General features: G+C 56.1%; 27 protein-coding genes and 1 pseudogene. 12 read left to right on the forward strand and 16 right to left on the reverse strand.

Features of this window, described 5'->3' with window-relative positions:
- Nucleotides 1-404: 404 nt before the first annotated feature.
- Both ACMV5I_RS22150 and ACMV5I_RS22155 read left to right on the forward strand, forming a co-directional pair.
- The gene (locus ACMV5I_RS22150; RefSeq protein WP_071683113.1) at nt 405-689 is read left to right on the forward strand and encodes a DUF1778 domain-containing protein; all 285 of its coding nucleotides are present in this window, start codon (nt 405-407) and stop codon (nt 687-689) included.
- Nucleotides 680-1,162, forward strand: coding sequence for a GNAT family N-acetyltransferase (locus ACMV5I_RS22155; RefSeq protein WP_414825278.1), 483 nt, complete (start codon nt 680-682; stop codon nt 1,160-1,162). The genes ACMV5I_RS22150 and ACMV5I_RS22155 overlap by 10 nt, the downstream gene beginning before the upstream one ends.
- Nucleotides 1,163-1,185: 23 nt before the next feature.
- Here ACMV5I_RS22155 and nei read toward each other — a convergent pair whose 3' ends face one another.
- The 12 genes and pseudogenes from nei to ACMV5I_RS22215 all read right to left on the reverse strand — a co-directional run bounded on the left by nei (nt 1,186) and on the right by ACMV5I_RS22215 (nt 11,526).
- Entirely contained in the window at nt 1,186-1,977 is a 792-nt protein-coding gene (nei, locus tag ACMV5I_RS22160) for an endonuclease VIII (RefSeq protein WP_260512743.1), read from the reverse strand.
- Between the two features lie 73 nt (nt 1,978-2,050).
- On the reverse strand, nt 2,051-2,695 hold the full coding sequence (gene pcp, locus ACMV5I_RS22165) for a pyroglutamyl-peptidase I (protein ID WP_414825279.1): 645 nt from the start codon (nt 2,693-2,695) through the stop codon (nt 2,051-2,053).
- A gap of 8 nt (nt 2,696-2,703) precedes the next feature.
- Complete coding sequence (locus ACMV5I_RS22170; RefSeq protein WP_024483152.1) at nt 2,704-3,711, reverse strand: DUF979 domain-containing protein; 1,008 nt, start codon at nt 3,709-3,711, stop codon at nt 2,704-2,706.
- A complete protein-coding gene (locus ACMV5I_RS22175; RefSeq protein WP_021805279.1) occupies nt 3,708-4,439 on the reverse strand; it encodes a DUF969 domain-containing protein in 732 nt (243 codons plus the stop codon). The genes ACMV5I_RS22170 and ACMV5I_RS22175 overlap by 4 nt, the downstream gene beginning before the upstream one ends.
- A gap of 65 nt (nt 4,440-4,504) precedes the next feature.
- Nucleotides 4,505-5,242: a 5-oxoprolinase subunit PxpA gene (gene pxpA / locus ACMV5I_RS22180; protein WP_248944951.1), complete on the reverse strand. Its 738-nt coding sequence runs from the start codon at nt 5,240-5,242 to the stop codon at nt 4,505-4,507.
- A complete protein-coding gene (pxpC, locus tag ACMV5I_RS22185) occupies nt 5,239-6,165 on the reverse strand; it encodes a 5-oxoprolinase subunit PxpC (protein WP_024483154.1) in 927 nt (308 codons plus the stop codon). Before pxpC ends, pxpA begins: the two co-directional genes overlap by 4 nt.
- A complete protein-coding gene (gene pxpB / locus ACMV5I_RS22190; protein WP_024483155.1) occupies nt 6,159-6,815 on the reverse strand; it encodes a 5-oxoprolinase subunit PxpB in 657 nt (218 codons plus the stop codon). The genes pxpC and pxpB overlap by 7 nt, the downstream gene beginning before the upstream one ends.
- A gap of 224 nt (nt 6,816-7,039) precedes the next feature.
- On the reverse strand, nt 7,040-7,783 hold the full coding sequence (locus ACMV5I_RS22195; protein ID WP_414825290.1) for a type 2 GTP cyclohydrolase I: 744 nt from the start codon (nt 7,781-7,783) through the stop codon (nt 7,040-7,042).
- 17 nt (nt 7,784-7,800) lie between these two features.
- A pseudogene (locus ACMV5I_RS22200) lies at nt 7,801-8,781 on the reverse strand (MBL fold metallo-hydrolase).
- A 22-nt stretch (nt 8,782-8,803) separates the two neighbouring features.
- Nucleotides 8,804-10,228, reverse strand: a complete 1,425-nt coding sequence (phrB, locus tag ACMV5I_RS22205; protein WP_414825280.1) for a deoxyribodipyrimidine photo-lyase — start codon at nt 10,226-10,228, stop codon at nt 8,804-8,806.
- A gap of 15 nt (nt 10,229-10,243) precedes the next feature.
- The gene (locus tag ACMV5I_RS22210; protein WP_414825281.1) at nt 10,244-11,197 is read right to left on the reverse strand and encodes a YbgA family protein; all 954 of its coding nucleotides are present in this window, start codon (nt 11,195-11,197) and stop codon (nt 10,244-10,246) included.
- A 122-nt stretch (nt 11,198-11,319) separates the two neighbouring features.
- On the reverse strand, nt 11,320-11,526 hold the full coding sequence (locus ACMV5I_RS22215) for a YbfA family protein (protein WP_024529334.1): 207 nt from the start codon (nt 11,524-11,526) through the stop codon (nt 11,320-11,322).
- A gap of 432 nt (nt 11,527-11,958) precedes the next feature.
- On the opposite strand from ACMV5I_RS22215, the gene ACMV5I_RS22220 reads away from it, so the two are divergent.
- The 6 genes from ACMV5I_RS22220 (at nt 11,959) to kdpE (ending at nt 19,901) form a co-directional block, all read left to right on the forward strand.
- Nucleotides 11,959-12,048, forward strand: a complete 90-nt coding sequence (locus ACMV5I_RS22220) for a K(+)-transporting ATPase subunit F (RefSeq protein ID WP_037375124.1) — start codon at nt 11,959-11,961, stop codon at nt 12,046-12,048.
- The gene (gene kdpA / locus ACMV5I_RS22225; RefSeq protein WP_024483161.1) at nt 12,048-13,736 is read left to right on the forward strand and encodes a potassium-transporting ATPase subunit KdpA; all 1,689 of its coding nucleotides are present in this window, start codon (nt 12,048-12,050) and stop codon (nt 13,734-13,736) included. The genes ACMV5I_RS22220 and kdpA overlap by 1 nt, the downstream gene beginning before the upstream one ends.
- Before the next feature lie 25 nt (nt 13,737-13,761).
- Complete coding sequence (gene kdpB / locus ACMV5I_RS22230; RefSeq protein WP_121606207.1) at nt 13,762-15,831, forward strand: potassium-transporting ATPase subunit KdpB; 2,070 nt, start codon at nt 13,762-13,764, stop codon at nt 15,829-15,831.
- Between the two features lie 18 nt (nt 15,832-15,849).
- On the forward strand, nt 15,850-16,419 hold the full coding sequence (gene kdpC / locus ACMV5I_RS22235) for a potassium-transporting ATPase subunit KdpC (RefSeq protein ID WP_121606206.1): 570 nt from the start codon (nt 15,850-15,852) through the stop codon (nt 16,417-16,419).
- Between the two features lie 80 nt (nt 16,420-16,499).
- Nucleotides 16,500-19,193: a two-component system sensor histidine kinase KdpD gene (gene kdpD / locus ACMV5I_RS22240; RefSeq protein ID WP_414825282.1), complete on the forward strand. Its 2,694-nt coding sequence runs from the start codon at nt 16,500-16,502 to the stop codon at nt 19,191-19,193.
- Nucleotides 19,194-19,211: 18 nt separating this feature from the next.
- Complete coding sequence (kdpE, locus tag ACMV5I_RS22245) at nt 19,212-19,901, forward strand: two-component system response regulator KdpE (protein WP_024483165.1); 690 nt, start codon at nt 19,212-19,214, stop codon at nt 19,899-19,901.
- Here kdpE and ACMV5I_RS22250 read toward each other — a convergent pair.
- The 4 genes from ACMV5I_RS22250 to seqA all read right to left on the reverse strand — a co-directional run bounded on the left by ACMV5I_RS22250 (nt 19,898) and on the right by seqA (nt 23,297).
- Complete coding sequence (locus tag ACMV5I_RS22250; protein ID WP_284121052.1) at nt 19,898-20,206, reverse strand: DUF3861 domain-containing protein; 309 nt, start codon at nt 20,204-20,206, stop codon at nt 19,898-19,900. The genes kdpE and ACMV5I_RS22250 overlap by 4 nt on opposite strands.
- Nucleotides 20,206-20,844 carry a PadR family transcriptional regulator gene (locus ACMV5I_RS22255; RefSeq protein ID WP_024483167.1) on the reverse strand — a complete coding sequence of 213 codons (639 nt, stop codon included), beginning with the start codon at nt 20,842-20,844 and terminating at the stop codon, nt 20,206-20,208. The genes ACMV5I_RS22250 and ACMV5I_RS22255 overlap by 1 nt, the downstream gene beginning before the upstream one ends.
- Nucleotides 20,845-21,033: 189 nt before the next feature.
- Entirely contained in the window at nt 21,034-22,677 is a 1,644-nt protein-coding gene (gene pgm, locus ACMV5I_RS22260) for a phosphoglucomutase (alpha-D-glucose-1,6-bisphosphate-dependent) (protein WP_024483168.1), read from the reverse strand.
- A 77-nt stretch (nt 22,678-22,754) separates the two neighbouring features.
- A complete protein-coding gene (gene seqA, locus ACMV5I_RS22265) occupies nt 22,755-23,297 on the reverse strand; it encodes a replication initiation negative regulator SeqA (RefSeq protein WP_121606204.1) in 543 nt (180 codons plus the stop codon).
- 240 nt (nt 23,298-23,537) lie between these two features.
- On the opposite strand from seqA, the gene ybfF reads away from it, so the two are divergent.
- The 4 genes from ybfF to fur all read left to right on the forward strand — a co-directional run bounded on the left by ybfF (nt 23,538) and on the right by fur (nt 26,370).
- The gene (gene ybfF, locus ACMV5I_RS22270) at nt 23,538-24,320 is read left to right on the forward strand and encodes an esterase (RefSeq protein WP_024483170.1); all 783 of its coding nucleotides are present in this window, start codon (nt 23,538-23,540) and stop codon (nt 24,318-24,320) included.
- A gap of 247 nt (nt 24,321-24,567) precedes the next feature.
- Nucleotides 24,568-24,855 (forward strand): LexA regulated protein, encoded by a 288-nt coding sequence (gene ybfE, locus ACMV5I_RS22275; protein ID WP_021805298.1) that lies wholly within the window; start codon nt 24,568-24,570, stop codon nt 24,853-24,855.
- 203 nt (nt 24,856-25,058) lie between these two features.
- Nucleotides 25,059-25,598: a flavodoxin FldA gene (fldA, locus tag ACMV5I_RS22280; protein WP_024483171.1), complete on the forward strand. Its 540-nt coding sequence runs from the start codon at nt 25,059-25,061 to the stop codon at nt 25,596-25,598.
- Between the two features lie 325 nt (nt 25,599-25,923).
- Nucleotides 25,924-26,370 (forward strand): ferric iron uptake transcriptional regulator, encoded by a 447-nt coding sequence (gene fur / locus ACMV5I_RS22285; protein WP_021805300.1) that lies wholly within the window; start codon nt 25,924-25,926, stop codon nt 26,368-26,370.
- The last annotated feature ends 96 nt before the right edge of the window (nt 26,371-26,466 follow it).

The following is a 26,466-nucleotide window of genomic DNA, read 5'->3' on the forward strand; positions in this document are numbered from 1 at the left end:
AGACCGGGAATAGTGAGACGGATGAATATAGTTAACATGCTGAAAAAGTTAGGGAATGAGTACAGTAATATGGTCATGGGATGCTGACCATATTACTGGGGATCACTCAGCCCACAGGGAGAGGGGATCTACCGTGCCACGAATTAACCCCCGCGCCAGACCGCAGCACCACACAGTTCCCTCAAATCTGACCTGCTGAAAATGGGTTTCTGCATCCCCCTGTTACAGCTCAACTTCCACACCCGAACGCAACACCGTACAGCTCCCTCTCCCTGTGGGAGTGGGTTGGGGTGAGGGGTAACTTTTATGAATGTCATTGTCATCATTGCGTTTGGCGTATAGCAATCCGTTACCTTTTTAGGTATTATCAATGTATAGCATTTTGTTACCATAAGGTGGGTACCATGCAGAAAACCGTTCGTAAACCGACTCGTGACAAACAGATTAATGTCCGGGCGACGGAAGAAGAGCGTGCAGTAATCGACTATGCTGCGAGTCTGGTCAATAAGAACCGGACCGACTTCATCATTGAGAAGGCGGTTCATGAAGCACAGAACATCATCCTGGATCAGCGTGTATTCGTCCTTGATGATGCACGCTATCAGGCATTCATTGAACAGCTTGAAGCTCCTGTGCAAAACGTCGAAGGGCGCAAGCGTTTAATGGATGTGAAGCCTGAATGGAAATAATCATTACCGCGCCGGAACTGCTGACAGAAGAACATATTCTCCAGCCATTCGACTGCGGAAATGAGGTGTTGAGCGACTGGTTACGCCGTCGAGCCATGAAAAACCAACTCCTGAATGCCTCCCGCACTTTCGTTATTTGTCTGGAAGGCACCAAGCGTGTTGTGGGTTATTACTCCATTGCAACTGGTTCCGTCAGTCACGCCGATTTAGGCCGTAGCCTTCGCCAAAACATGCCAGATCCTGTTCCCATCGTCCTGCTGGGACGTCTGGCCGTTGATGTATGTACCCAAGGCCATCGCTTTGGCAAGTGGATGCTTAATGATGCTGTAAGGCGTGTTGCCAATCTGGCAGACCAAGTGGGTATTAAAGCCATCATGGTGCACGCGATAGATGATCAAGCGAGAGCATTCTATGAGTACTTCGGCTTCGTCCAGTCTCCCATCGCTGCAAACACACTCTTCTACAAAATTTGAGTTCAGCTAATCTGTAAGTTCTATCACCGCTGGCAAACCGGGCACCAATAAAACGGTCGAGAAGATAGCGCAGTTTTCTCGATCATTGCCCCACAGCGCGGACAAGGCTCACCGCTGCGATGAAACACCTTGAAGCTGAACAGCGTGCCGTGATGGCGATTTTCATCTACCTGACCACGGGTCTGATATGAAATACGTGGAATATCCAACAGCGCCTGCGCCAATTGATGCAGCGCATCAGGGGTGAGATCCTGCGGTTTATGCTTGGGTGCCAGTTCTGCCTGCCACAAAATCTCGGCTCGCAGGTAGTTGCCCAGGCCAGCCAGAAAAGACTGATCCAGCAGCATCCCGCCTAACTGGCGCTTACAAAACGCCGGCGATAACAACCGCTGTTCCACCTGCTCTACGGTCAGAGCCATATCCAGCACGTCAGGGCCAATACGTTTTAAAAACGGGTGTTGCTCGATCTCACCGCGCGGCGCAATGGTGATATCCGAAGCGCTGTACAACAAAATCGCCCACTCGGCCGTCTCCAATCGCACCCGCAGATCGCGCTTGGTTTCTGGCGTTTCGCCAGCTAGCACCACCTTCCACACGCCATAGAGCTGGTTGTGGCTATACATGGTCAAACCGTTGGAGAAATCGGTTAACAAGGCTTTACCACGCGGTTCGATGGCGGTGATACGTTCACCGACCAGCTCGGCCTGATAGTGTTTCAGTTGCGGGAAAGCAAACCAGACTTCGGTCAGTGGTTGCTCGATCATCACCGCCGCCAGCTTATCTGCCGCCCGGCGGATCTCCGGCCCTTCTGGCATGGACAAACTCCTTGATTGAAAAGGGTCCGGCAAGCCGAACCCTAGGGTTAACATGGAGGTAGCATAAATGACCTCAGTGCGTGGCGCCACCCACCACTTTCAAGTCATGCTCTACCTGCAAGGCAATCGAAATTGCCATTTCCAAAGCAAACAGCACCGTCTGTGCTGCCATGCTCGGGGCACCAGGATGCTGTGCCGCTTGCTCAGGCAGGTAAGGGATATGGATAAAGCCGCCCTTCACCGCCTGCTGCCCGCTTAAGCGGTGCAACAGACCGTACATCACATGGTTGCAGACATAGGTCCCGGCAGTTTGTGATATCGAGGCCGGAATGCCAGCTTCACGCATCGCATTCACCACCGCCTTGATCGGCAAGGTGCTGAAATAGGCCGCCGGGCCATCTGCCACAATGGCCTGATCGATCGGCTGCTGTCCCTGATTATCGGGAATACGCGCATCATCGACGTTAATAGCGACGCGCTCCAGCGTGATGTCGGTGCGCCCCCCCGCCTGGCCGATCGCCAACACCATCGCTGGCTGAACTTCGTCAATGGCCGCGTTCAGCACCGTCAACGCCTCTCCGAAGACGCAAGGTAGCTGGCGCGCGATAATGTGCGCCCCACCAAGCTCCAGATCGTTAAGCTGCTTCACCACCTCCCAGGATGGGTTGACACGCTCGCCGCCAAACGGCTCAAAGCCGGTAATCAATACTTTCTGCATGCGTTCTCCTAGAGGAACATCAGGAAATAAAGCAGGAATACGTTAACCAGCAGCAACGTGACCCCGGTCGGTATCTGCGCCTTGATGACCGCATTCTTGTCCGGCAACTCCAGTAACGCCGCCGGTACAATATTAAAGTTAGCAGCCATTGGCGTCATCAACGTGCCGCAATAGCCGGAGAACATGCCGATAGCCGCCATCACCGCGGGGTTACCGCCGTGTTGCAGTACCAGGATCGGGATACCGATACCCGCAGTGACAATCGGGAAAGCCGCAAACGCGTTCCCCATGATCATGGTCAACACGGCCATGCCGATGGCATACACCGCTACGGCGATAAAGCGGTTATCTACCGCCAGGTATTCCTGCGTTAAATGGGAGATAGCCGTGCCGACGCCCGCAACGGTGAACAGCAGGCCAAGAGTAGCCAGGATTTGCGGCAGGATGAAGGCCCAGCCGATGGAATCCAGCAGACGACGAGCTTCCTGCACTGGCTGCGACATTTTCTCACGGGTCATCTTCACCGCAATAACCAGGCCAAGCAAACAGCCGAGGGTCATGGAGAACAACGTGATCAAGGTGGAGTGGTTACCGCTGCCAAACACCGCCTGTTGCAAGGCTGGGATGTTATTGAACAGCAGCACGCCAATCACCGTGACGACAGGGATCGCCAGAGCCGGGATAAACAGACGGTTGCCCAGGCGTTTGGCACTGGTTTCCCGCTCCTGCTGGCTGCGCTGATGATAGCTACCAAGACGCACACCGCCAAAACCGGCGATTAAAGCCATCACCACCACCAGCACGCCCACGGTGATATGCAGTTGACGTTTGGCTTCAGCCCCTGAGCCAAATAGCCCATAGGTCCAATCCCCCACCAGGAAGATCAATCCATACAAGGCCCAGAACAGACCGGTAGAGATACGACGTGGGTTGGCCTTATCGCCAAACGACATCGCGGCGACGATCAGTAATACCGCACCCGCCAGCCAATAGAGATATTGTTGTTGGAATATCATTGGCCTTCTCCCTTGGCCTGCAACGCAGCCTGGTTAAGTTTGCTCAGTTCAGCGTTGAGTTGTTTGTCCATGCGGTACAAACGGAACGAGTGGATCAGGAAGGCAAAGATCGCCGTTGGGATCCCCCACAGCGCAATGTGCAGCGGTTCGGTCTGAATGCCGCCGGATTCCAGCATAAAGTTATGCATAAAGATGATCGCGCCAAAGGCGACAAAAATATCTTCACCAAAGAACAGCCCGACGTTATCGGTCGCGGCAGACATTGCCCGCAGACGATAGCGCACACGCTCCGGCAGTTCCCCATAGCGGTTTTCCGTAGCCCCCTCCGCCATCGGTGCCAACAGCGGACGTACCATCTGAGGTTGGCCGCCCAGGCTGGTCAGCCCCATTGCCGCCGTTACTTCACGCACAAACAGGTAGACGATCAGTAAACGCCCGGCGGTGGCGCTTTTGATTTTGGCAATCCACGCCTGCGCACGTTCTTTCAAACCGTGGCGCTCTAACAGCCCGATAATCGGCAGCGGTAACAGCAGGATCAGCGGCAGATTACGGGTATTGAGGAAGCCCTCGCCGAGCTTTTCCAAAATGACATCCAGCGGCATCAACGCCGCCAGCCCGGTGATAATACCGGCGGCGATCACCACCAGCACCGGGTTAAAACGTAATACAAATCCAACCACGATGGCAGCGATGCCTATCAGTGGCCAGAGGTTTACCGCTTGTTCCATATTCACTTCCCTCTTGTCGCCCTCGGTCTTGCGGGCAATGTTGTGTTTGCTGTAGTCATTATTTTTTATGCGGCGCTAACGCCAATCTGCTGCTGAGCAAAGCTCTCTCTCAGCTTCCTGGCATAGGCCAGTGCATGTTCCCCGTCGCCGTGCAGGCAAACGGTTTCAGCCTTAACGGAGGCCCAGCCCCCCTCAACGGTTCGTACACGCTGGTGGCGAACCATTTCCAGCGTCTGTTGCAATGCCAGTTCATCACTGGCGATCAGTGCTCCTGGTTGCCCACGAGGCACCAATGTTCCATCGGCCTGATAGCCGCGATCGGCAAACACTTCCTGCCGCGTCGCCAACCCCAGTTTTTCACCTGCGCGGATCAGCTCACTGCCAGCCAACCCTACCAAGCGTAACGAAGGATCTACCGCATACACTGCGCGAGCAATGGCTTCGGCCAATTCCGGCTCCACCGCCGCCTGGTTGTAGAGCATGCCGTGCGGTTTCACATGGACCATCACGCCGCCTTCAGCACGGGTAATGGCAGCCAATGCACCCAACTGATACACCACTTGGGCATACACCGTTTCTACCGGTAACTGCATCCGGGTGCGGCCGAAGTTTTCCCGATCCGGGAAACTGGGATGGGCACCAATCGCCACACCGTATTGCAACGCCCAGCGCACCGATTGGCGCATGGTCTGGGCATCCCCAGCATGGAAACCGCAGGCAATATTGGCCGAGCTGACCAACTGCAACAACGCTTCATCATTGGCGCAACCTTCACCGAGATCGGCATTTAAATCGACGATCATTGAACCCCCCAGGCAATCTGTTGAATAAAGTGATCCTGCTCGGCCTTGGCGCGCTGCGCCTCTGCCAGGGTGCAGGGGATAAAGTGAAGCGCATCCCCCAGACGGATCTGCGCCAAGTGGAACAGATCGGCCTCGATCACACAGGCAATCCGCGGATACCCCCCGGTAGTCTGAGCATCGGCCATCAAGACGATCGGCTGGCCGTTGTGTGGAACCTGGATGACACCGGGTATCAGGCCATGGGAGAGCATTTCCCGTTCAGTGGTGCGCGTCAGAGCGCTGCCACCGTGCAGGCGATAACCCATGCGGTTACTCTGCGGGCTGAGCTGCCAGGCGGTACGCCAGAAGTCATCCTGTGCCTGTTGGCTGAACTCGTCATATTCCGGCCCGGTCAACACCCTGATCCGGTTGCTGAACAGCGGCTGTTTCACGCCGATAACCGTAGTCGGCAGCGCCTGCGGCTTACCCGCTGGCAGCAGGTCGCCTTCCTTCAACTGTCGGCCTTCCAGTCCACCAAAGCCCGCTTTCAGATCGGTGCTGCGTGAGCCCAGCATCTCCGGCACGTTGATGCCGCCAGACACCGCCAGATAGCTGCGCATCCCGCGTTTAGGCATTTTCAGCGTCAGTTGCTGGCCTTTTTTTACCGGATAGCGCCAGCCCGTCCACAAAGATTTGCCGTCCAACTGAGCATCGCAGCCCGCGCCGGTCAGCGCAATCCACCCATTATGGGTAAATTCGGCACTGAATTGCCCCAGCGTGATCTCCAACCCGGCCGCTTCGGGCGAGTTGCCCACCAGCAGGTTGGCTATTTTCAGCGCGGGGATATCTAGAGCACCGCCCTGGCTGATACCCAAACGCCGAAAACCGTTACGCCCCAGGTCCTGGACGGTGGTGTAAATACCGGCTCGCAAGATCTTCAGCATACGCCCCCCTTTTGCGGCACAAAGCGCACGTTGTCGCCTGGGCGCAGCAGCGTCGGCGGCATTTCATTAGGATTAAACAGCGCCAGCGGCGTGCGGCCAATCAGTTGCCAACCACCTGGTGTAACCAGCGGATAGATCCCCGTCTGGCCGCCACCGATCCCCACAGAACCCGCAGCAACAGACAGGCGCGGTTCCGCTCGGCGAGGAGTGGCCAGACGCTCCGGCATCCCCCCCAGATAGGTAAAACCAGGTTGAAAGCCCAGGAAATAAACCACATACGCGGTGGACGAATGGCATTCCACCACCTGTTGCGGCGTCATGCCGGTATGGCGCGCCACCTCATCCAGGTCGGGGCCATATTCGCCGCCATAGATCACCGGGATATCGACATCGCGGGACTCTGGCACCAGGCTTTCGTTACCCTCCCATCCTTGACGCAGCAGTTCCAGCATCGCCTCGGCATCAGCCTGCGGCGTATACAGCAACAGCGTCAGGTTATTCATTCCCGGCACCACTTCCCGTACGTCAGTATGGTGATTCAACTTTTCTGCCAATGCCCAGATGCGCTGCTGACTTTGCAGCGTCACCGGGGGTGCCAATTCAAGCACTACAGCGCGTTCCCCTAGCAGGTAATATTGTGCTCGTTGCACCCCTATCTCCTTATACTCGTCGTGTTTCAAGCCGCAGCATGACTGACCGCTCACGAACGAATGAGCGGGTCGCTGGGTAGCAACTTGAAGTTCACAGGGTATTTTATTATTTGAAAAGCGTATCAGTTATGCGGGACGTAACGTCGGCTGTCAAGAGAGCAACCTTCGGGAATATAAGGGATTAGCAGCGCTAAAGGGTTCGTTTTACCGAACCCATAGGCAAATCAGGCCGGATTGGGGATATCGATAAAGGTGACGTCAAAGCCGTGATGTTGCGCTAACCACTCACCTAACGCCTTGATCCCACCACGTTCCGTCGCGTGATGGCCGGCGGCAAAAAAGTGCACCCCCATCTCCCGCGCCGTATGAATAGTTTGCTCAGAAACTTCACCGCTGATAAACGCATCAACGCCAAATCGCGCCGCGCTGTCGATAAATCCCTGGCCGCCACCGGTACACCAGGCCACCCGACGGATTGCCTGCGGAGCATTATCGCCACAGTGCAACACCGCGCGGCCAAGACGGCTTTCGATACGCTGTTGCAGTTCACCCGCGCTGAGCGGTTGCTCAAATTCTCCGTGCGGCACCAAAGGCTCGATCTCGCCGATCACGCGGATGCCCAGCTCCTTTGCCAACTGCGCGTTATTACCCAGTTCCGGGTGTGCATCCAGCGGCAAGTGGTAGCCATACAGGTTGATATCGTTGCTCAGCAGAGTTTTCAGCCGGTTACGCTTCATGCCGCGTACCGCGGGTGCTTCGTTTTTCCAGAAGTAACCATGATGCACCAGTATGGCATCCGCCTGATGTTCCACCGCCGCATCCAACAACGCCTGGCAGGCCGTCACTCCCGTCACGATGCGCTGCACATGTGCCCGCCCTTCCACTTGCAAGCCATTTGGCGCGTAGTCCTGGAAGGCCGCACAGTTGAGTTCGCTGTTGATCAGATGTTCCAGATCGAGGTTACGCATAGTCATCTCACTCTCATTCAAAATTGTTGCCGATCGCCCTGTTCCATCAGGATAAATTTCACGCCCAGATCGTTGCCCTGATCCAGCTGTTGCTTGATGGTAGCACGCACATCTTCCCCCTATTTCAGGCTGGGCTTAATGTGGCTGATGATCACCGGCAGATCTTTTAACGATCCCTCTCCGCCGCTGTACTGCTGGAGGTTTTTCAGCTCCTTCAGTAGCCAGGCCGGGGTCAGATGACCATACAGGTGTTTGTCATCCACCTCGTTCGGGTAAGAGGTTTCGATAATCATGCCCTTTAGTTTCTTCTGCTCAACCAGCGGCCCCAGCTCGCGCCAGGCGCTATCCAGATTACGTGACTGCTCCAGCGCGTCCGGCCCGGTATCGCCAAAGTAGGCAAATGATCCTTCACGGTCGGCCACCAGCAACATCGAAGAGGGGTAGCGATCGTGGCTAAGTGGATACATCACCCCGCTCAAACCGGTCAGGCCCAGGGTGACTCGCTGCAGCGGGCGCACCGTTTGCAAGCGGTAAGTACCCAGCCGCGAGCCATTACCGGCATCGGTAAAGTTAGGCCAAGCTTTCCAGTTAAAATAATGATTGCGCAGCGTCAATACGGTATCGGCCTGCGCATAAACGGTTTTCTTACTGTCTTCCGGTGAACCGAGGATCAACCCAGCGACGTGATCCAGATGGCCGTGGCTAATGAAGTAACCGCCAATCAGCTGACGGAAAATATAGCCCTGAGGGGTGAAGGGAGCGGCCAGCTCGGGCGTGACCTGTGGAAAACTGCCCTTTTCCAGCCCTTTGGCAATCCCCGGCAGCAGCGTTCCGGCATCCAGTGCCAGATACTGCGTCTGGCTATCACTGCGGATCAGATAAGAAGTCAGATTGCCGTCGCTGACGCCACCGTCGACGCCCAGCGCCACTACGTCAAAACCGGCCACGGCCAACGCGGAATAGCCGCCCAGGCACAGGGCCAGTAGTTTCTTCATCATCAGGAAGCTCCTTGCTGTTACTTTAAAGTCCCCCTCGCTTGGCCGCTTCAAAAGCCGCCAACGTCTCCAGCCGAGCCTGCTGGTGTTGGACTATCGGCGGCGGATAATGCAGAACCTGCTGCTGCTTTTCCGCCCAGCGATGGGGTTGATGGAGTTCATTGTCCGGTACATCCGCCAGTTCAGGCAACCATTTACGGATAAAAGTGCCTTTTGGATCAAAACGTTCGCCCTGAGTGGTCGGGTTAAAGATGCGGAAATAAGGTGCGGCATCGGTACCGGTAGAAGCGGCCCACTGCCAGCCACCGTTGTTGGCAGCCAGATCGCCATCCAGCAATTGGGACATGAAATACTGTTCACCGGCGCGCCAGTCGATCAGCAAATCCTTGACCAGGAAACTGGCCACGATCATCCGCAGGCGATTATGCATCCAGCCGGTTTGATTGAGCTGACGCATGGCAGCATCGACAATCGGGTAACCGGTATTGCCCTGTTGCCAAGCGAGTAATCCCGCGTCGTTGCTTTGCCAGCATACCTTATCCGTCCAGGTGATAAAGGGACGGTGCTTGCATAACGCAGGATACGCCACCATCAGGTGACGATAAAATTCTCGCCAGATCAGCTCATTAAGCCAACAGAAAGCACCGCTTTGCGGATCTTCCAGCACATCGGGGCACTCGACGCGCAGGCGGTTGACGCACTGGCGGGGGGAGATAACGCCAATAGCCAGATAGGGTGACAGATTGCTGGTGCCGGCAATGGCGGGCAAATCGCGCTGTGTCGCATAGTCTTGCACCTGCTCGCGGCAGAAAGCACGCAGCCTGTGCAATGCAGCCTCTTCGCCTGCGGGATAACTCTCTCCCACCTCAGCCAAAGGATAATCGAATGCCACTGCTGCGGTAAAACCAACGGCTTCCCCACGCGGGCGTGGGGCTGGCAGAGAGCTCACGTCGGACTCGGTCAACCGCTGGAGAAAGGCTTTGCGAAAAGGCGTATACACCTTGTACATCTCGCCGTTGCCGGTTTGCACACTGCCAGGGGGCAACAGCAGGCTATCATCAAAGCTGTGGCAACTCACCTGCCCGGTCAATGCCTGCTCAAGGCGGGCGTCACGTTGGCGCTCATTGATTTCATACTGACGGTTATAAAACAGGGCCGTGACCTGCTGGCGCTGGCAGAACTCCACCAGCCAGTTAATCGAACCGGCAAAATCGTCGCCCTGATGGCAAATCATTTCAATGCCCCGAGCTGCCAGAGCCGCTTGCACATGCAGCAAATTGGCGTGGATAAACGCCGCCTGACGTGGTGCCATATGGTGCTGGCGCCATTGCGCGGGGGTGGCGATAAATACCGCCAGCACCTTGGCTTGCGGATCGCTACAGGCGGCAGAGAGGGCTTTATTATCCGTAATGCGCAGATCGTTACGCAACCAGACCAGATGCGTGGTCATAACACTCCTTGCGGGTTAATGGCCGTAGCGCAGGCGCAGCGCCTCCGGGTAGGGCTCAAAATAGCGCTGTTGCGCCAGATAGCTATCAGGATATTCGGCCATGTAATGTTTTAACAGCGTAATCGGTGCCAGCAGCGGTTGCATGCCCTGGCGATAGTGGTCGATAAGCCTGGCCAGTTCCTGGCGCTGAGAGCTGCTGAGCTGGCGGCGGAAGTAGCCCTGCACATGCATCAAGACGTTGGTGTGGTTGCGCCGGGTCGCCTTGTGTTGCAACAGCCTCATCAGGCGCTGGCGATATTCCACCGCAAAAGCCTCCAGCGATTCCCAGCGTTCGATATCTGCGACGAAACGCCCCAGCTCCCGGTACTCTGGCTGTGAATGCGCCAGCAGTGAAAGTTTATAACGACTATGAAAAGCAATTAGCCCGCCACGAGTTAACCCCTGGCGCCACAGCATATTCAGTTCATAAAGGGCAAACACCCGTTCGACAAAGTTTTCCCGCAGCACGGGATCGGTCAGACGACCGTCTTCTTCTACCGGCAACCACGGCATTTGCTGGAGCAGCTCGGCGGCAAACAGCCCGACGCCACTTTTATGCGCCCCCTGGCCGTTCTCGTCCCAGAGCTTGACCCTTTCCATACCGCAAGTAGGCGATTTTGCGCAGACTATGTAGCCGCATAAATGTTGCAACTGACTAACCCGAAGCTCGGAGAACTGTTGCATCCGTTCGGTAAGATCTGCATTGGGGTCATTGCTGTGGAGCAGCCGCGTCTGCTGTTGGCTTTTAACCAAACGCAGCGCAGGCCGTGGCGTTGGCAAGCCAATCGCCATTTCGGGACAAATCGGCTCAAACTCTACATAGGGTGCCAATTGTTCCACGGCAAATTCGCAGCGTTTATGGCCACCATCGAAACGCACTGCGCTGCCCAACAGGCAGGCGCTGATCCCGATAGGGATCTTGTTGCTCATATCTTGTCTCCCATCAACCGGTTAATGCTAGAAGTGTAGAGGAGTTAATGCGTTACTGCGGCTTAAAACGCAAAAACCCCCGCCAGAGGGGCGAGGGTTCGTAGTAGTGCGACGGGCCAGGATTAATAAAAATCGCAGGACGCCGTTTCTGCCTGTTGCAGCCAGACCGGTTTATTGCTGGTTTTTGACCAGACGCGGTGTAAATAGCTGTAAAAACGTGCGCGATCGGCACGGAACAGCATCACCGGCAAAGCAAGAACACCGACCAGAATCACTGCGCTACGGCGCAGGAGGACCCGATGCAACGGATAGGCTTGGTAGTTAGACATACGAACCTCCTTAAAAACATCCGCGCCAGGTTGTCAGGACCTGACGCAATGCAAAAACGATAAATGATGGTCAATTGGAAACTGAGCAAAATATTACCGCACATGGTGTAATTTTACAACTCATCCGACCACTAAATTGCGCAAAAAGAGCACAAAGAAGGCCTCCGCAACGTAATTTTGTTACATCAAGGTTAATAACTAACTTAACATTGGTTACATTGTGGTTTCTTGGCGTTGCTAGGGGTCATTTAACGGATTTTACGCCAACAACCCATCCGCCCACACCCTCACTGCGTGTAAAATCGCCATTTTCTGCCGTTATTTCAATCATTTTTATACTTTTTTTACACCCGGCCCCGCTATTTTTTCATCTTCTTTCTACTGCCCCCCCTACACTCAGGCTATCAAAAACAACACCTCTGGAGGTGTCCCGTGAGTTTCAGCGTTATTGGTGGTGCGCTGTTGGTCCTGCTGCTGTTGGGCTATCTGGTTTATGCCCTGTTTAATGCGGAGGACTTCTGATGGCAGCTTCAGCCTTCTTGTTGATCGCCAGCTTTGTGCTGGTGCTTCTGGTGCTGGCTCGTCCCCTGGGCAGCTTTATAGCTCGCCTGATCGAGGGAGAGCCACTACCGGTGCTGCGCCATGTGGAAGCAGCCGTCTGGCGTTGCTGCGGTAATGACACCGCCGAGATGACCTGGTGGCAATACGCACTGGCGATCCTGTGGTTCAATATCCTCGGTTTGGTGCTGCTGTTGGTGCTGCTGATGGCACAGGGTTCCTTACCGCTCAACCCGCAAGGGTTCCCCGGTTTATCTTGGGATCTGGCGTTCAATACCGCCGTCAGCTTCGTCACCAATACCAACTGGCAGGCCTACAGTGGGGAAAATACCCTCAGCTATCTCAGCCAGATGGCCGGGTTAACGGTACAGAACTTCCTGTCTGCCGCCACCGGTATCGCCGTTGCCTTTGCCCTGATCCGGGCCTTTGCACGTCGTTCCAGCGCCACCATCGGTAACGCCTGGATCGATATCCTGCGCATTACCCTGTATGTGCTGTTGCCACTGTCGCTGCTGATCGCGCTGTTCTTCGTCAGCCAGGGGACATTGCAGAACTTTCTGCCTTACCTGCATGTGACCACGCTGGAAGGGGCACAGCAGACCTTGCCGATGGGGCCAGTGGCCTCGCAGGAAGCAATCAAGATGCTAGGCACCAACGGTGGCGGCTTCTTCGGTGCCAACTCGGCGCATCCGTTTGAAAACCCAACCGTATTGACCAACTTTGTACAGATGCTGGCGATCTTCCTGATCCCTTGCGCCCTGTGCTTCGCCTTTGGTCAGGTGGCCGGTGAAAACCGTCAGGGTCACGCGCTGATCTGGGCCATGGCGCTGATCTTTATCGTTGCGGTGATCGTGGTGATGAATGCTGAACTGGCTGGCAACCCGCATCTGAGCGCACTTGGCAGTAGCAGCAACATCAATATGGAAGGTAAAGAGTCCCGCTTTGGCATTCTCGCTAGCAGCATGTTCTCGGTGGTAACCACTGCGGCCTCCTGCGGTGCCGTCAACGCCATGCATGATTCCTTTACCGCGCTGGGTGGCATGGTGCCGATGTGGCTGATGCAGATTGGCGAAGTGGTGTTCGGCGGCGTCGGTTCCGGCCTGTACGGCATGCTGCTGTTCGTACTGCTGACGGTATTTATCGCCGGGCTGATGATTGGCCGCACGCCGGAATATCTCGGCAAGAAGATCGATGTTTATGACATGAAGATGACCGCGCTGGCAATCCTGGTGACGCCAACCTTGGTACTGCTGGGCACCGCGTTGGCGATTGCTACCGACGCTGGCCGTGCTGGCATCCTCAACCCAGGGGCGCATGGCTTCAGTGAAGTGCTGTATGCCTTCTCTTCGGCAGCCAACAACAACGGTAGCGCCTTTGCTGGCCTGAGCGTCAACACGCCGTTCTACAACCTGCTGCTGGCCTTGGCGATGTTTGTTGGCCGCTTCGGGGTGATCCTGCCGGTGCTGGCCATTGCGGGTTCGCTGTGTGTCAAAAAACGCCAACCGGCGGGCAACGGCACGCTGCCAACCTACGGGCCACTGTTTATCGGCCTGTTGGTCGGTACCATCCTGCTGGTCGGTGCCTTGACCTTCGTTCCTGCACTGGCACTAGGCCCGGTAGCCGAACATTTACAACTGTGGTTGGCCAATTAACAGTCATAACAGAGAGAAGAACAAGATGACTCGCAAACAACGCGCACTGTTTGAACCGGCACTGATGCGTACCGCGCTGATCGATGCGGTGAAAAAGCTGGACCCACGCGTTCAGTGGCGTAACCCGGTGATGTTCGTGGTGTACCTCGGCAGTATCCTGACTTCAGCCATTTGGCTGGCGGTGCTTTCAGGCAACGCCGAAGGTAGCGCTGCCTTTACCGGCAGCATCGCTATGTGGCTGTGGTTTACCGTACTGTTCGCCAACTTCGCCGAAGCGCTGGCGGAAGGACGCAGCAAGGCTCAGGCGGAAAGCCTGAAGGGCACCAAGAAAACCAGTTGGGCGAAGAAACTCGCCACGCCGAAACGTGATGGGGCCACCGAGAAAGTCTCGGCCGAGAGCCTGCGTAAAGGGGATATCGTGCTGGTGGAAGCCGGTGACACCATCCCTTGCGATGGCGAAGTGCTGGAAGGCGGCGCCTCGGTCGATGAAAGCGCCATCACCGGTGAATCTGCACCGGTGATCCGTGAATCCGGCGGTGACTTCTCCTCCGTGACCGGCGGGACGCGTATCCTGTCCGACTGGCTGGTGGTGCAGTGCAGCGTCAACCCGGGGGAAACCTTCCTCGATCGCATGATCGCTATGGTCGAAGGCGCTAAACGCCGTAAAACCCCAAACGAAGTGGCGCTGACCATTTTGCTGGTGGCGTTGACTATCGTGTTTGTACTGGCGACCGCTACCCTGTTCCCTTACTCGCAATACAGTGTGGAAGCCGCAGGCAGCGGCAGCATAGTGTCGATCACCGTGTTGGTGGCCTTGCTGGTCTGCCTGATCCCGACCACCATCGGTGGGCTGTTGTCCGCTATCGGCGTCGCCGGGATGAGCCGTATGCTGGGTGCCAACGTGATCGCCACCAGCGGGCGCGCCGTTGAGGCCGCCGGTGATGTTGACGTATTGCTGTTGGACAAGACCGGTACCATCACCCTCGGTAACCGTCAGGCATCAGAATTCCTGCCGGCACCCGGGGTAAAAGAGCAAGAGCTGGCCGATGCCGCCCAACTCTCTTCGTTAGCCGATGAAACGCCGGAAGGCCGCAGTATCGTGGTGCTGGCCAAGCAGCGCTTCAACCTGCGCGAACGCGATTTGCAGGCGTTGAATGCCACCTTCGTGCCTTTCTCTGCGCAAACCCGCATGAGCGGCGTCAACGTGCAGGACCGGATGATCCGTAAAGGGGCGGTGGACGCCATTCGCCGCCACGTCGAATCCAACAATGGCCACTTCCCGCGTGCGGTAGATGAGTTGGTGGAAAGCGTCGCTCGTACCGGCGGTACGCCGTTGGTAGTCGCCGAAGGGCCACGCGTATTAGGGGTGGTGGCGCTGAAAGACATCGTCAAAGGCGGGATTAAAGAACGCTTTGCCGAACTGCGCAAGATGGGCATCAAGACGGTGATGATCACCGGGGATAACCGCCTGACCGCCGCCGCCATTGCAGCCGAAGCCGGTGTGGATGACTTCCTGTCGGAAGCCACACCAGAGGCCAAACTGGCGCTGATCCGTCAGTATCAGGCGGAAGGACGCCTGGTCGCGATGACCGGCGACGGCACCAACGACGCCCCAGCACTGGCGCAGGCCGACGTGGCGGTTGCCATGAACTCGGGGACGCAGGCAGCCAAGGAAGCGGGCAACATGGTCGATCTGGACTCCAACCCGACCAAGCTGATCGAAGTGGTGCATATCGGCAAGCAGATGCTGATGACACGCGGTTCACTGACCACCTTCAGTATCGCCAACGATGTGGCGAAGTACTTTGCCATTATCCCGGCGGCCTTCGCGGCAACCTATCCGCAGTTGAATGCGCTGAACGTAATGCAACTGCACTCCCCCGCCTCGGCGATTATGTCGGCGGTGATCTTCAACGCTCTGGTGATCGTCTTCCTGATCCCACTGGCGTTGAAAGGGGTGAGCTATAAGGCAATGAGCGCCGCCGCACTGCTGCGTCGTAACCTGTGGCTGTATGGTGTGGGTGGCCTGCTGGTACCGTTCGTAGGTATCAAGCTGATCGACCTGCTGCTGACCGCGCTGAATATGGCCGGCTAAGAAAATAAGGAATTCATGATGTCTTATTTACGTCCTTCTTTAGTTATGCTGATCCTGCTGACGGCGATCACCGGTATTGCTTATCCATTACTCACCACTGGGCTGTCACAGTTGCTGTTCAGCGGGGCGGCCAACGGCTCGTTGCTCTATCAAGGGGATAAAGCTGTCGGCTCGGCGTTGATTGGCCAGAATTTTACCCAACCGGGTTATTTCTGGGGGCGCCCTTCTGCCACCAGCGATTCGGCCTATAATGCGATGGCATCCGGCGGCAGTAATCTGGCCGCCACCAACCCGGCGCTGGATAAAGCAATCGGTGAGCGGGCTACGCAGCTGCGCCAGGCTAATCCGACGATGAGCGGGCCGATCCCGGTCGATCTGCTGACCGCTTCCGGCAGTGGCCTGGATCCGCAGATTTCGCTGGCCGCCGCCAAGTACCAGTTAGCGCGTGTCGCCAACGCTCGTCAGTTGCCACAGGAACAAATTGCCAAGCTGATTGATGAAAACACCGAGCGCGCCACGCCCAATTTTATGGGGGAATCGGTGGTCAACGTGCTGAAGCTGAATATGGCGCTGGATGCGTTGAAATAACTAAAGACGTGATAAAACGTAGCTAAATAAAGGGTTCGGCATTGCCGAACCCGCTTTGCATGGGTAAACAAGGAACTCTGATGGTGGATGACGAACTGCAACGCCCCGACCCAGACAGCCTGCTGGCGTTAGCCAATGAAAAGCCACGCGGTAAGCTAAAGGTCTTCTTCGGGGCCTGCGCCGGGGTAGGTAAAACCTACGCCATGTTGCAGGAGGCCCAGCGGCAACGGGCGCAGGGGCTGGACGTGCTGATTGGCGTGGTGGAAACCCACGGCCGCCAGGAAACGGCGGCGTTGCTGCAAGGGCTGTCGATCCTGCCAGCAAAACGCATCCAACATCGTGGCCGCCAGGTACAGGAGTTCGATCTCGATGCCGCTTTAGCACGCCACCCGGCCCTGATCCTGATGGATGAGCTGGCACACAGTAACGCCCAGGGTTCACGCCATCCCAAACGTTGGCAGGATGTAGACGAACTGCTGGATGCCGGTATCGATGTGCTGACCACGGTTAACGTCCAGCATCTGGAAAGCCTGAACGACGTTGTCGGCGGTATCACCGGGGTGCGGGTCAGGGAAACCGTGCCTGACCACGTGTTTGACGAGGCCACCGAAGTGGTGTTGGTGGACTTGCCCCCAGACGATCTGCGTCAGCGGCTCAACGAAGGCAAGGTCTATATCCCAGGCCAGGCCGAGCGCGCCATCGAGCATTTCTTCCGTAAAGGTAACCTGATCGCTCTACGTGAGCTGGCACTACGCCGTACCGCCGACCGTGTTGACGACCAAATGCGGGCCTTCCGCGATAACCAGGGGCGTGAAAAAGTCTGGCACACCCGAGACAGCATCCTGCTGTGCGTCGGCCATAACAGCGGTAGCGAAAAACTGGTGCGCATCGCGGCAAGGCTCGCGGCACGCCTCGGTTGCCACTGGCATGCCGTGTATGTCGAAACCCCCAAGCTGCACCGTCTGCCGGAAAACCAACGGCGAGCCATTCTGCGGGCCTTGCGGCTGGCGCAAGAATTAGGGGCTGAAACCGCCACCCTTTCCGATCCTTCTGAAGAACGCGCGGTACTGCGCTATGCCCGGGAACATAACCTGGGCAAAATCATTATTGGCCGCCGTGGCGAACAGCGCTGGAAGCTGCGCAGCAGCTTTGCCGATCGCCTTGGCCAGCTTGGACCTGATCTCGATCTGGTGATTGTTGCGCTGGAAAACGATACACCGCAGCCGCAGGCCAAAGAGCATGATAATCGCACCTTTAGCGAAAAATGGCGATTCCAGCTGCGGGGCTGCGCCGTTGCCGTCATTTTATGTGCCATCATCACGCTGCTGTCGCAATGGCTACTGCCGGGCATTGATTCGGCCAACCTGGTGATGGTTTACCTGTTGGGCGTGGCACTTGTCGCCCTGTTCTTTGGCCGTTGGCCTTCGGTGCTGGCCGCGGTGATCAACGTCGCCAGCTTCGATCTGTTCTTCGTACAGCCCGAATGGTCGTTCGCCGTCAGTGATATGCAATATCTTCTGACCTTTGCCGTGATGCTGACCGTCGGTATCACCATTGGTAATCTGACCGCCGGGGTGCGTTATCAGGCCCGGGTGGCACGCTATCGCGAACAACGGGCGCGCCATTTATATGAGATGTCCCGTGGGCTCAGCCAGGCGTTGAGCAGAGAAGATATTGCCAAAACCAGCCGTCATTTTATCTCCAGCAGCTTCCAGGCCAAAACCGTGCTGCTGCTACCGCAGGAGGATGGCTCCCTGCAACAGATGGTGGGTGAAGAAGGTGGCTTGCTGTCGGTGGATGAAGCCATCGCCCGCTGGAGCTATGGCAAAGGCTTACCCGCCGGGGCCGGTACCGACACCCTGCCCGGCGTGCCGTACCAACTGCTGCCGCTCAGCACCTCCAAACAGACCTTTGGCCTGCTGGCGATTGAACCGAACAACCTGCGTCAGCTGATGGTGCCAGAGCAACAGCGCCTGTTACAGACCTTTGCGGTGCTGATCGCCAGCGCGCTGGAGCGCCTGCATCTGGCCCGCAGCGCCGAAGAGGCCAAGCTGGATGCCGAACGCGAACAGCTACGTAACTCGCTGCTGGCCGCCCTTTCTCACGATCTGCGTACTCCGCTTACCGTGCTGTTTGGTCAGGCAGAGATCCTGACGCTGGATCTGGCCACCGAAGGCTCCAGCCACGCCCCACAGGCCAGCCAAATCCGCCAGCAGGTGCTCAGTACCACCCGCTTGGTAAACAATCTGCTGGATATGGCGCGCATTCAGTCCGGTGGTTTTAACCTGCGTAAAGAGTGGCAATCGCTGGAGGAGATCGTCGGGGCATCGCTGCATATGCTGGAACCACTGCTGGTATTACACGAAATTAAGGTGGAGTTGCCGCCAGAGATGGTGTTGATCAACTGTGATGGCAGCCTGTTAGAGCGGGTATTCACCAACCTGGTGGAAAATGCCAATAAATATGCCGGTACCGATGCTATCATCGGGATCCGCGCCCACGCAGTAAAGGACTGGCTGGAAGTGGAGGTTTGGGATAATGGCCCCGGTATCCCGGAGGAACAAACCCAACTGATATTTGACAAGTTCTCCCGTGGCAATAAAGAATCGGCGATCCCTGGCGTCGGCTTGGGGTTAGCGATTTGTCGTGCCATTATTGAAGTACACGGCGGTCGCATCTGGGCGGAGAACCGCGCCGAAGGCGGAGCCAGTTTCCACTTTATGCTGCCGTTGGAAAAGCCACCCGAACTGGATGGAGCAGATTTTGACTTGTAACCCAAGAGTAGAGGCCCCGTGACCACATCACCGACTAACATTCTGATTGTGGAAGACGAGAAAGAGATCCGTCGCTTCGTGCGCACCGCGCTGGAGAGCGAAGGGTTACGGGTGTTTGAAAGTGAAACCTTGCAGCGTGGGCTGATAGAGGCCGGCACGCGCAAGCCGGATCTGATCATTCTTGATTTAGGGTTACCCGATGGCGACGGGCTGGACTACATTCGCGATCTGCGCCAATGGAGCGCCATGCCGGTGATCGTCCTTTCCGCTCGTCATGCCGAAGAGGACAAGATTGCCGCGCTGGATGCGGGTGCCGATGACTATCTCAGCAAGCCGTTCGGCATTGGTGAACTGCTGGCTCGGGTGCGGGTTGCGCTTCGCCGCCACGCCAATAGCCAACAGGAAAGCCCGTTGGTCAGCTTCTCCGATATCACCGTCGATCTGATCAACCGCAGCGTCTTGCGTAACGGTGAAGATCTGCATCTGACGCCCATCGAGTTCCGCTTACTGTCCGAGTTGCTGGCCAACTCCGGTAAGGTGATCACCCAGCGGCAGCTACTCAGCCACGTCTGGGGACCCAATTACGTCGAACACAGCCACTATCTGCGCATTTATATGGGCCATCTGCGGCAAAAGCTGGAAACCGATCCGGCGCGGCCCAGGCATTTGCTCACTGAGACCGGCGTCGGCTATCGGTTTATGCCTTAATCCTGCGACGATGTGGGCCCTTTCTTCAGACCGATCATAAATTCTTTAAACGAGTCACGCAGTGGCTCAAACAGCGGATGCTTGCGGTTTTCTATCATCACTTCAGAGAACAGCTTGAGCCCGACGGCAAAGGCCGCGCTGTTCTGTTCGCCAAAGTTCAGATCCTCTCGCCCTTGAATGCGCTCAACAATGGCCAGAATATCGTCGTGATTTTCTACCTCAAACACCAACTCCGGCTTGTCGACGGGTTCACCTTTACGGTCTATCAGGGCTTCTACGGTAATGCGGAAACGGTGACCTGGCATCAGTTATCCTCCTGTGGCTGTTTTGGCGATACCATTTCGGCTTCGATAGCCTCCACGGCGGTCAGTAGTGCCTGATTGATACGCCCGACCTGCTCCTGAGACAAATCCGCACGCATCATGTTGCCGCGCAGCAGATAGCGCAGGCGATTCATCACTTCGGAGATCCCTTCGGCCAGATTGCCCTCATGGCGATGGTCACGCCCTGCGCCAGCCAGGCGAGCAAAAATCACTTCGATGGCCGCCTGATGCTTTTGCAACTCCTGCTTGCCGAGTTCGGTAATTTGGTAGCTCTTACGGCCATTGCCAGCCACCGCGGGTTCCAGGAAGTCTTGCTCTTCCAACAGCGTGAGGGTTGGGTAAATCACGCCTGGGCTTGGCACATACAGGCCGGAAGAAGCCTCTTCGATCGCCTTGATCAGCTCGTAGCCGTGGCTAGGTTTACGCTCTACCAGCGCCAGCAGCACCAAACGCAGATCGCCGTGCTCAAACAGGCGATGACGCCCGCGACCGCCCCGGCCATGTTCTTCACCACCACGGCCGTGTTCCCCGCGGCCAGCAAAATGATGACGGCCGCCACGGCGGTGGTGGCAATGCCCCTCTTCCCGTTGGTCGTGGTGGCGTGCAAATCGATTAAACATCATGGTTGTTACCTCTTGATTAATGATATGTGTATCGACGCATTTAGATATATCTAAACCGCGTCGATGGCTCTAATCTAGATCGATATATCTAAATGCGCAAGAGGTAACCTGAAATTAGATATATCTAAATTGAAGGCATAAAAAAAGCGCTGTAAAAACAGCGCCTTTTCATTATCGAAAGAGAGATTACTTGGCTGAAGCTAACACTTCGCTGACGATCTCGACCGCTTCATGCTCGATCTTTTCACGGTGCTCGGCACCCAGGAAGCTTTCGCAGTAAATCTTGTAAGCCTCTTCGGTACCCGATGGGCGAGCGGCAAACCAGCCGTTGTCGGTCATCACTTTCAGACCGCCGATGGAAGCGCCGTTACCCGGAGCTGCCGTCAGACGCGCGGTAATAGGATCGCCCGCCAGCGTGCTGGCCTTGACCATTTCCGGTGACAGCTTGGACAACGCCGCTTTCTGCGCGGAGGTTGCCGGAGCCTGGATACGGTTGTAGCTTGGTGCACCGAAGCGTTTGGCCAGATCGTTATAGTGATGCTGCGGGTTTTCACCGGTAACGGCGGTGATCTCGGCCGCCAGCAGGCACATGATGATGCCGTCTTTATCGGTAGACCAAGGCGTGCCGTCGAAGCGCAGGAACGAAGCCCCGGCACTCTCTTCGCCGCCGAAGCCGAAGCTACCGTCGAACAGGCCGTCAACAAACCATTTGAAACCGACCGGCACTTCCACCAGTTTGCGGCCCAGATCGGCCACAACGCGGTCAATCATCGCGCTGGAAACCAGCGTTTTACCTACGGCAACGTTGGCACCCCATTGCGGGCGATGCTGGAACAGGTAATTGATGGCAACGGCCAGGTAGTGGTTCGGGTTCATCAGGCCCGCAGGCGTGACGATACCGTGGCGGTCATAGTCAGGATCGTTGGCAAACGCCAGATCGAACTTGTCGCGCAGGGCCAGCAGGCCAGCCATTGCCGATTCGGACGAGCAGTCCATACGGATGATGCCGTCATGGTCCAGATGCATAAAGCGGAAGGTCTGATCGATGGAATCATTCACCAACGTCAGATCCAGCTTATAGTGCTCGGCAATGCGCTGCCAGTAGGCAATGCCGGAACCGCCAAGCGGGTCAACGCCCAGTTTCATGCCCGCACGCTGAATGGCTGGCATATCGACAATGTCCACCAGCCCTTCCACGTAAGGCTGCACTAGATCCTGCGCATGCAGATGGCCACCAGTCCAGGCTTTATCCAGCGATTGACGCTGCACGCCCTGCAACTTGAGGCTCAGCAGTTCGTTGGCACGCTTTTCAATCACGGAAGTCAGGTTGGTATCGGCTGGGCCACCGTTTGGCGGGTTATATTTGATGCCGCCGTCTTCAGGTGGGTTATGCGAAGGCGTAATCACGATGCCGTCTGCCTGCGCGCCCCCTTTACGGTTGAAGCACAAGATAGCGTGTGACACGGCAGGGGTTGGCGTAAAGCCGTTGTTTTCCTGCACCACCACGTCAACGCCGTTGGCGGTCAGCACTTCCAGCACGGAAATAAAGGCGGGTTCGGACAGCGCATGGGTGTCTTTACCCACGTAGCAAGGGCCTGTGGTGCCCTGCTGACGACGCACTTCGGCAATGGCCTGAGCGATCGCCAGGATATGTGCTTCGTTAAAGCTCTGACGAAGCGCGCTGCCACGATGCCCTGAGGTACCGAATTTTACCGCATGTGCAGCATTACCGGCCTCTGGTTGCAGCACATAGTACTGCGACGTCAGCTGGGCTACGTTGATCAAATCACTTTGCTGAGCGGGTTGCCCGGCACGTGGGTCATTAGCCATCGACTACTCCCTAAAATGCCAGTACTGTGGCCGGGCAATGAGTCGCTTACGGCCACCGTGACGGGCTGTTCGCTAAATTAGACGGTGCCGCAAACTTTCTCGATCAGTTCCGCTGGGAACTGCATGGCCTGCATGATGTGTTCGATCATGCTGCGTTTACGACCAGTGTTGGTATTGGTGATCACCCAGTAAGGCGTACCTGGCACATGCTTGGGCTTGGTATGCGTTCCGTTGGCCAACAGCGTTTGCTGATCGCCAGCAAAATAGGTACGGGTACGGCCATGCAACGAATCCGTTGCCGCAGCAAAGCCCGCCGCATCGAGGGTGTACAAGGTGGAAAGTACCAGCATAAAACGATTTACAGCTTTGTTCTGTTCGGCATATTCGTCCGACAGTAGCAGCTCGCGCACCGCACGCACGCGATCGCGCGGACGCTGTGCTGCAACGGCAGCCGCTGACGGCTCTGCCTGGCCACTGGCAACCACAGGGGCCGTGCGCACAGGCTGGCCTGCGGTAAACTTCAACATACGCCGTAAAATATCAGACGCACTTTCACCGATATGTTGCGTGTGGCTGGCAATATAACGGTAAAGTTCTTCGTCGACTTCAATAGTTTTCATCTTTATCCAGTACGTTTTTTCTACTTATGAACCTGAAGCCAATTGGTGCATTCAAGCCATGGGATTATAAGGTTAAAAGCGCGGGTGCGAACACTACAATGTTCTCCCAAACGGCAAAAGCAGACTTTAGCCAACCGCCTTGGCCGCCAACCCCTCACCATACCATGAAATATCGGCAAAATTCTGCGAACAAACCAATATCTCTGCAATCATGATAACCTAACTCATTATCTCAACATCATGAACTTCACCATGAAATTACATTATCAATTACTGGCCGCAGAGGCTGCTACGCCAGCGAGCCTACCAATCGTGCTGATCCACGGTCTGTTCGGTAATCTGGATAATCTGGGCGTGCTGGCGCGCGACCTGAACCAGCAGCATACGGTGATCAAGGTCGATCTGCGCAATCACGGGCTGTCACCGCGCGCGGCGGAGATGACCTACCCGGCGATGGCGCAGGATCTGTTGACGCTGTTAGACGACTTGCAAATCGAGCGAGCCATCGTGATCGGCCACTCAATGGGCGGCAAAGCAGCGATGGCATTGACCGCGCTAGCCCCGGAGCGGATTGAACGGCTGGTGGCGATCGATATCGCCCCGGTGGATTACGACACTCGCCGCCATGACCAGATCTTTACCGCACTGCAAGCCGTCACCGATGCGGGTATCACCCAGCGTCAACAGGCTGCGCAGCTCATGCGGGCCACGCTGGATGAAGAAGGCGTGATCCAGTTTCTGTTGAAATCTTTCCATGCTGGCAGTTGGCGGTTCAACCTGCCGGTGTTGATCGAGCAATATGAGAACATTATCGGCTGGCAAGAGGTTCCACCCTGGCCGCACCCGACGCTGTTTATCCGTGGTGGCCTCTCGCCTTACGTGCAGGATAGCTACCGCGATGACATCGCCCGCCAGTTCCCGCAGGCGCGCGCCTATGTGGTTGCAGGCTCCGGTCACTGGGTCCATGCGGAGAAACCGGACGCCGTATTACGGGCAATCCACCGCTTTATTGACCAGCCCTGAGCTCAAGTGGCGAAAAAACGCGCTAGAGAGAATAGCTTAGCGCGTTTGTAGCTAAGTTAGGCATTGTCGTCGCTCCATCTGCTGGGGTAATATGGCGCGCTATAATTTTGCCACCCTGTCCAGGTGTGAAGCTGCGCTTGGCTGGGGGTGAATTTGGGTTAGGGTTTATTGGCCCGAATTGTGTAAATCGAACCGTCTGGAAGCGTAAACCGCTTTTTGATGCAAACTCCCTTGCAGTAGCGCAACAATGGCAAAAGAACAAACGGATCGCACGACGCTGGATCTGTTCGCAGATGAACGCCGTCCAGGGCGCCCGAAAACCAACCCGCTTTCCCGTGATGAACAGCTTAGAATTAATAAGCGCAATCAGCTACGACGGGACAAAGTGCGTGGATTACGGCGTGTGGAGCTGAAAATCAACGCAGACGCGGTAGATGCTCTCAACAAACTGGCCGACCAGCGCAATATCAGCCGCAGCGAATTGATCGAACAAATGCTGTTGGCTCAACTGGCAGAAGAACAGCCAGAACACTGATCTCTGCTGTCGCATAGGCGGCACGGCGTTAAGGATGACGCCAGATCGGTTCCACCTCCGCAGAGGCATCGCATAAACGCGATAAAACCTCAGGGCAAATTTCTGGCATGATACGCATTTACGGCTGAGCAAGCCTGCCCTTGGCAGCGCCTCAGGCCGCGTTTACGCAACACATTCATTTGAATTAAAAGGTTATCTTTACTATGGCTCATGTAGGCATTTTCTTTGGCAGCGACACTGGCAATACCGAAAACATTGCCAAGATGATCCAAAAGACGCTTCAGCAAAAATTCGGCAACGACGTGGCAGAAATCCACGACATCGCCAAAAGCAGCAAAGAAGATCTGGCAGCGTTTGATATCCTGCTGCTCGGTATCCCAACCTGGTACTATGGCGAAGCCCAGTGCGACTGGGATGATTTCTTCCCGACGCTGGAAGACATCGACTTTAACGGCAAGCTGGTGGCGCTGTTTGGCTGTGGCGATCAGGAAGACTACGCGGAATATTTCTGCGATGCGATGGGCACCATCCGCGACATCATTGAACCACGCGGTGCGGCCATCGTCGGCCACTGGCCAACCAAAGGCTACCATTTTGAAGCCTCCAAGGGTCTGGCAGACGATGACCACTTTGTCGGGCTGGCCATTGACGAAGATCGTCAACCTGAGCTGACCAACGAACGTGTAGACGCCTGGGTCAAGCAAATCACTGAAGAGCTGAGCCTGGCCGAGATCGTCGGCTAAGCCTCTGCCCCGGCGGATAGGTAACACATAGTAAGGGCGCCGTAGAGCGCGCCCTTCTGTTATCGGCATCACGGATTAGAGCAATAGAAGCTACAAGTTTGTAACTTCCTACCTCGCCACGGTAGACTGAGATATCGGTTTATCCCATCCATCAAAGCTTTGCATGATTACCCTGTAAACGTGCAAAGATATGTTTGTTAACAACCGGCGGTTTCTATTTGCAGCAACCGGTTCTATAATGAGACGCAATTAACGCTTTGTGCCAACCGATGCCATAGGCGAGAACGCCTCAACTTGATTAGCATAGTAACAGGACTGAATCCGCATGACTGATAACAACTCCGCATTGAAGAAGGCTGGCTTAAAAGTCACTCTTCCGCGACTCAAAATCCTGGAAGTCTTGCAGGATCCGGCATGCCATCACGTCAGTGCGGAAGATCTGTACAAAAAACTGATAGATATGGGTGAAGAAATTGGCCTGGCCACGGTATACCGCGTGCTGAACCAGTTTGACGACGCAGGTATTGTGACCCGCCACAATTTTGAAGGTGGCAAGTCGGTTTTCGAACTGACTCAGCAACACCACCACGATCACCTGATTTGCCTGGACTGCGGCAAAGTGATCGAGTTCAGCGACGAATCCATCGAAGTGCGTCAGCGTGATATCGCCAAGCAACACGGTATCAAGCTCACCAACCACAGCCTGTACCTGTACGGCCACTGTGAAACCGGTGATTGCCGCGAGAACGAAACGCTGCACAACAAGAACTGATTCTGGCCAGCCAGAACGCGAAAACCGCCTAAATGGCGGTTTTTTTATGCCCGGATGACAGATAAAAAAATCCCCGGACAGGCCGGGGAAAAATAT

The sequence above is a fragment of the Serratia sp. T13T92 genome, assembly GCF_047530105.1.
Classification (GTDB): domain Bacteria; phylum Pseudomonadota; class Gammaproteobacteria; order Enterobacterales; family Enterobacteriaceae; genus Chania; species Chania fonticola.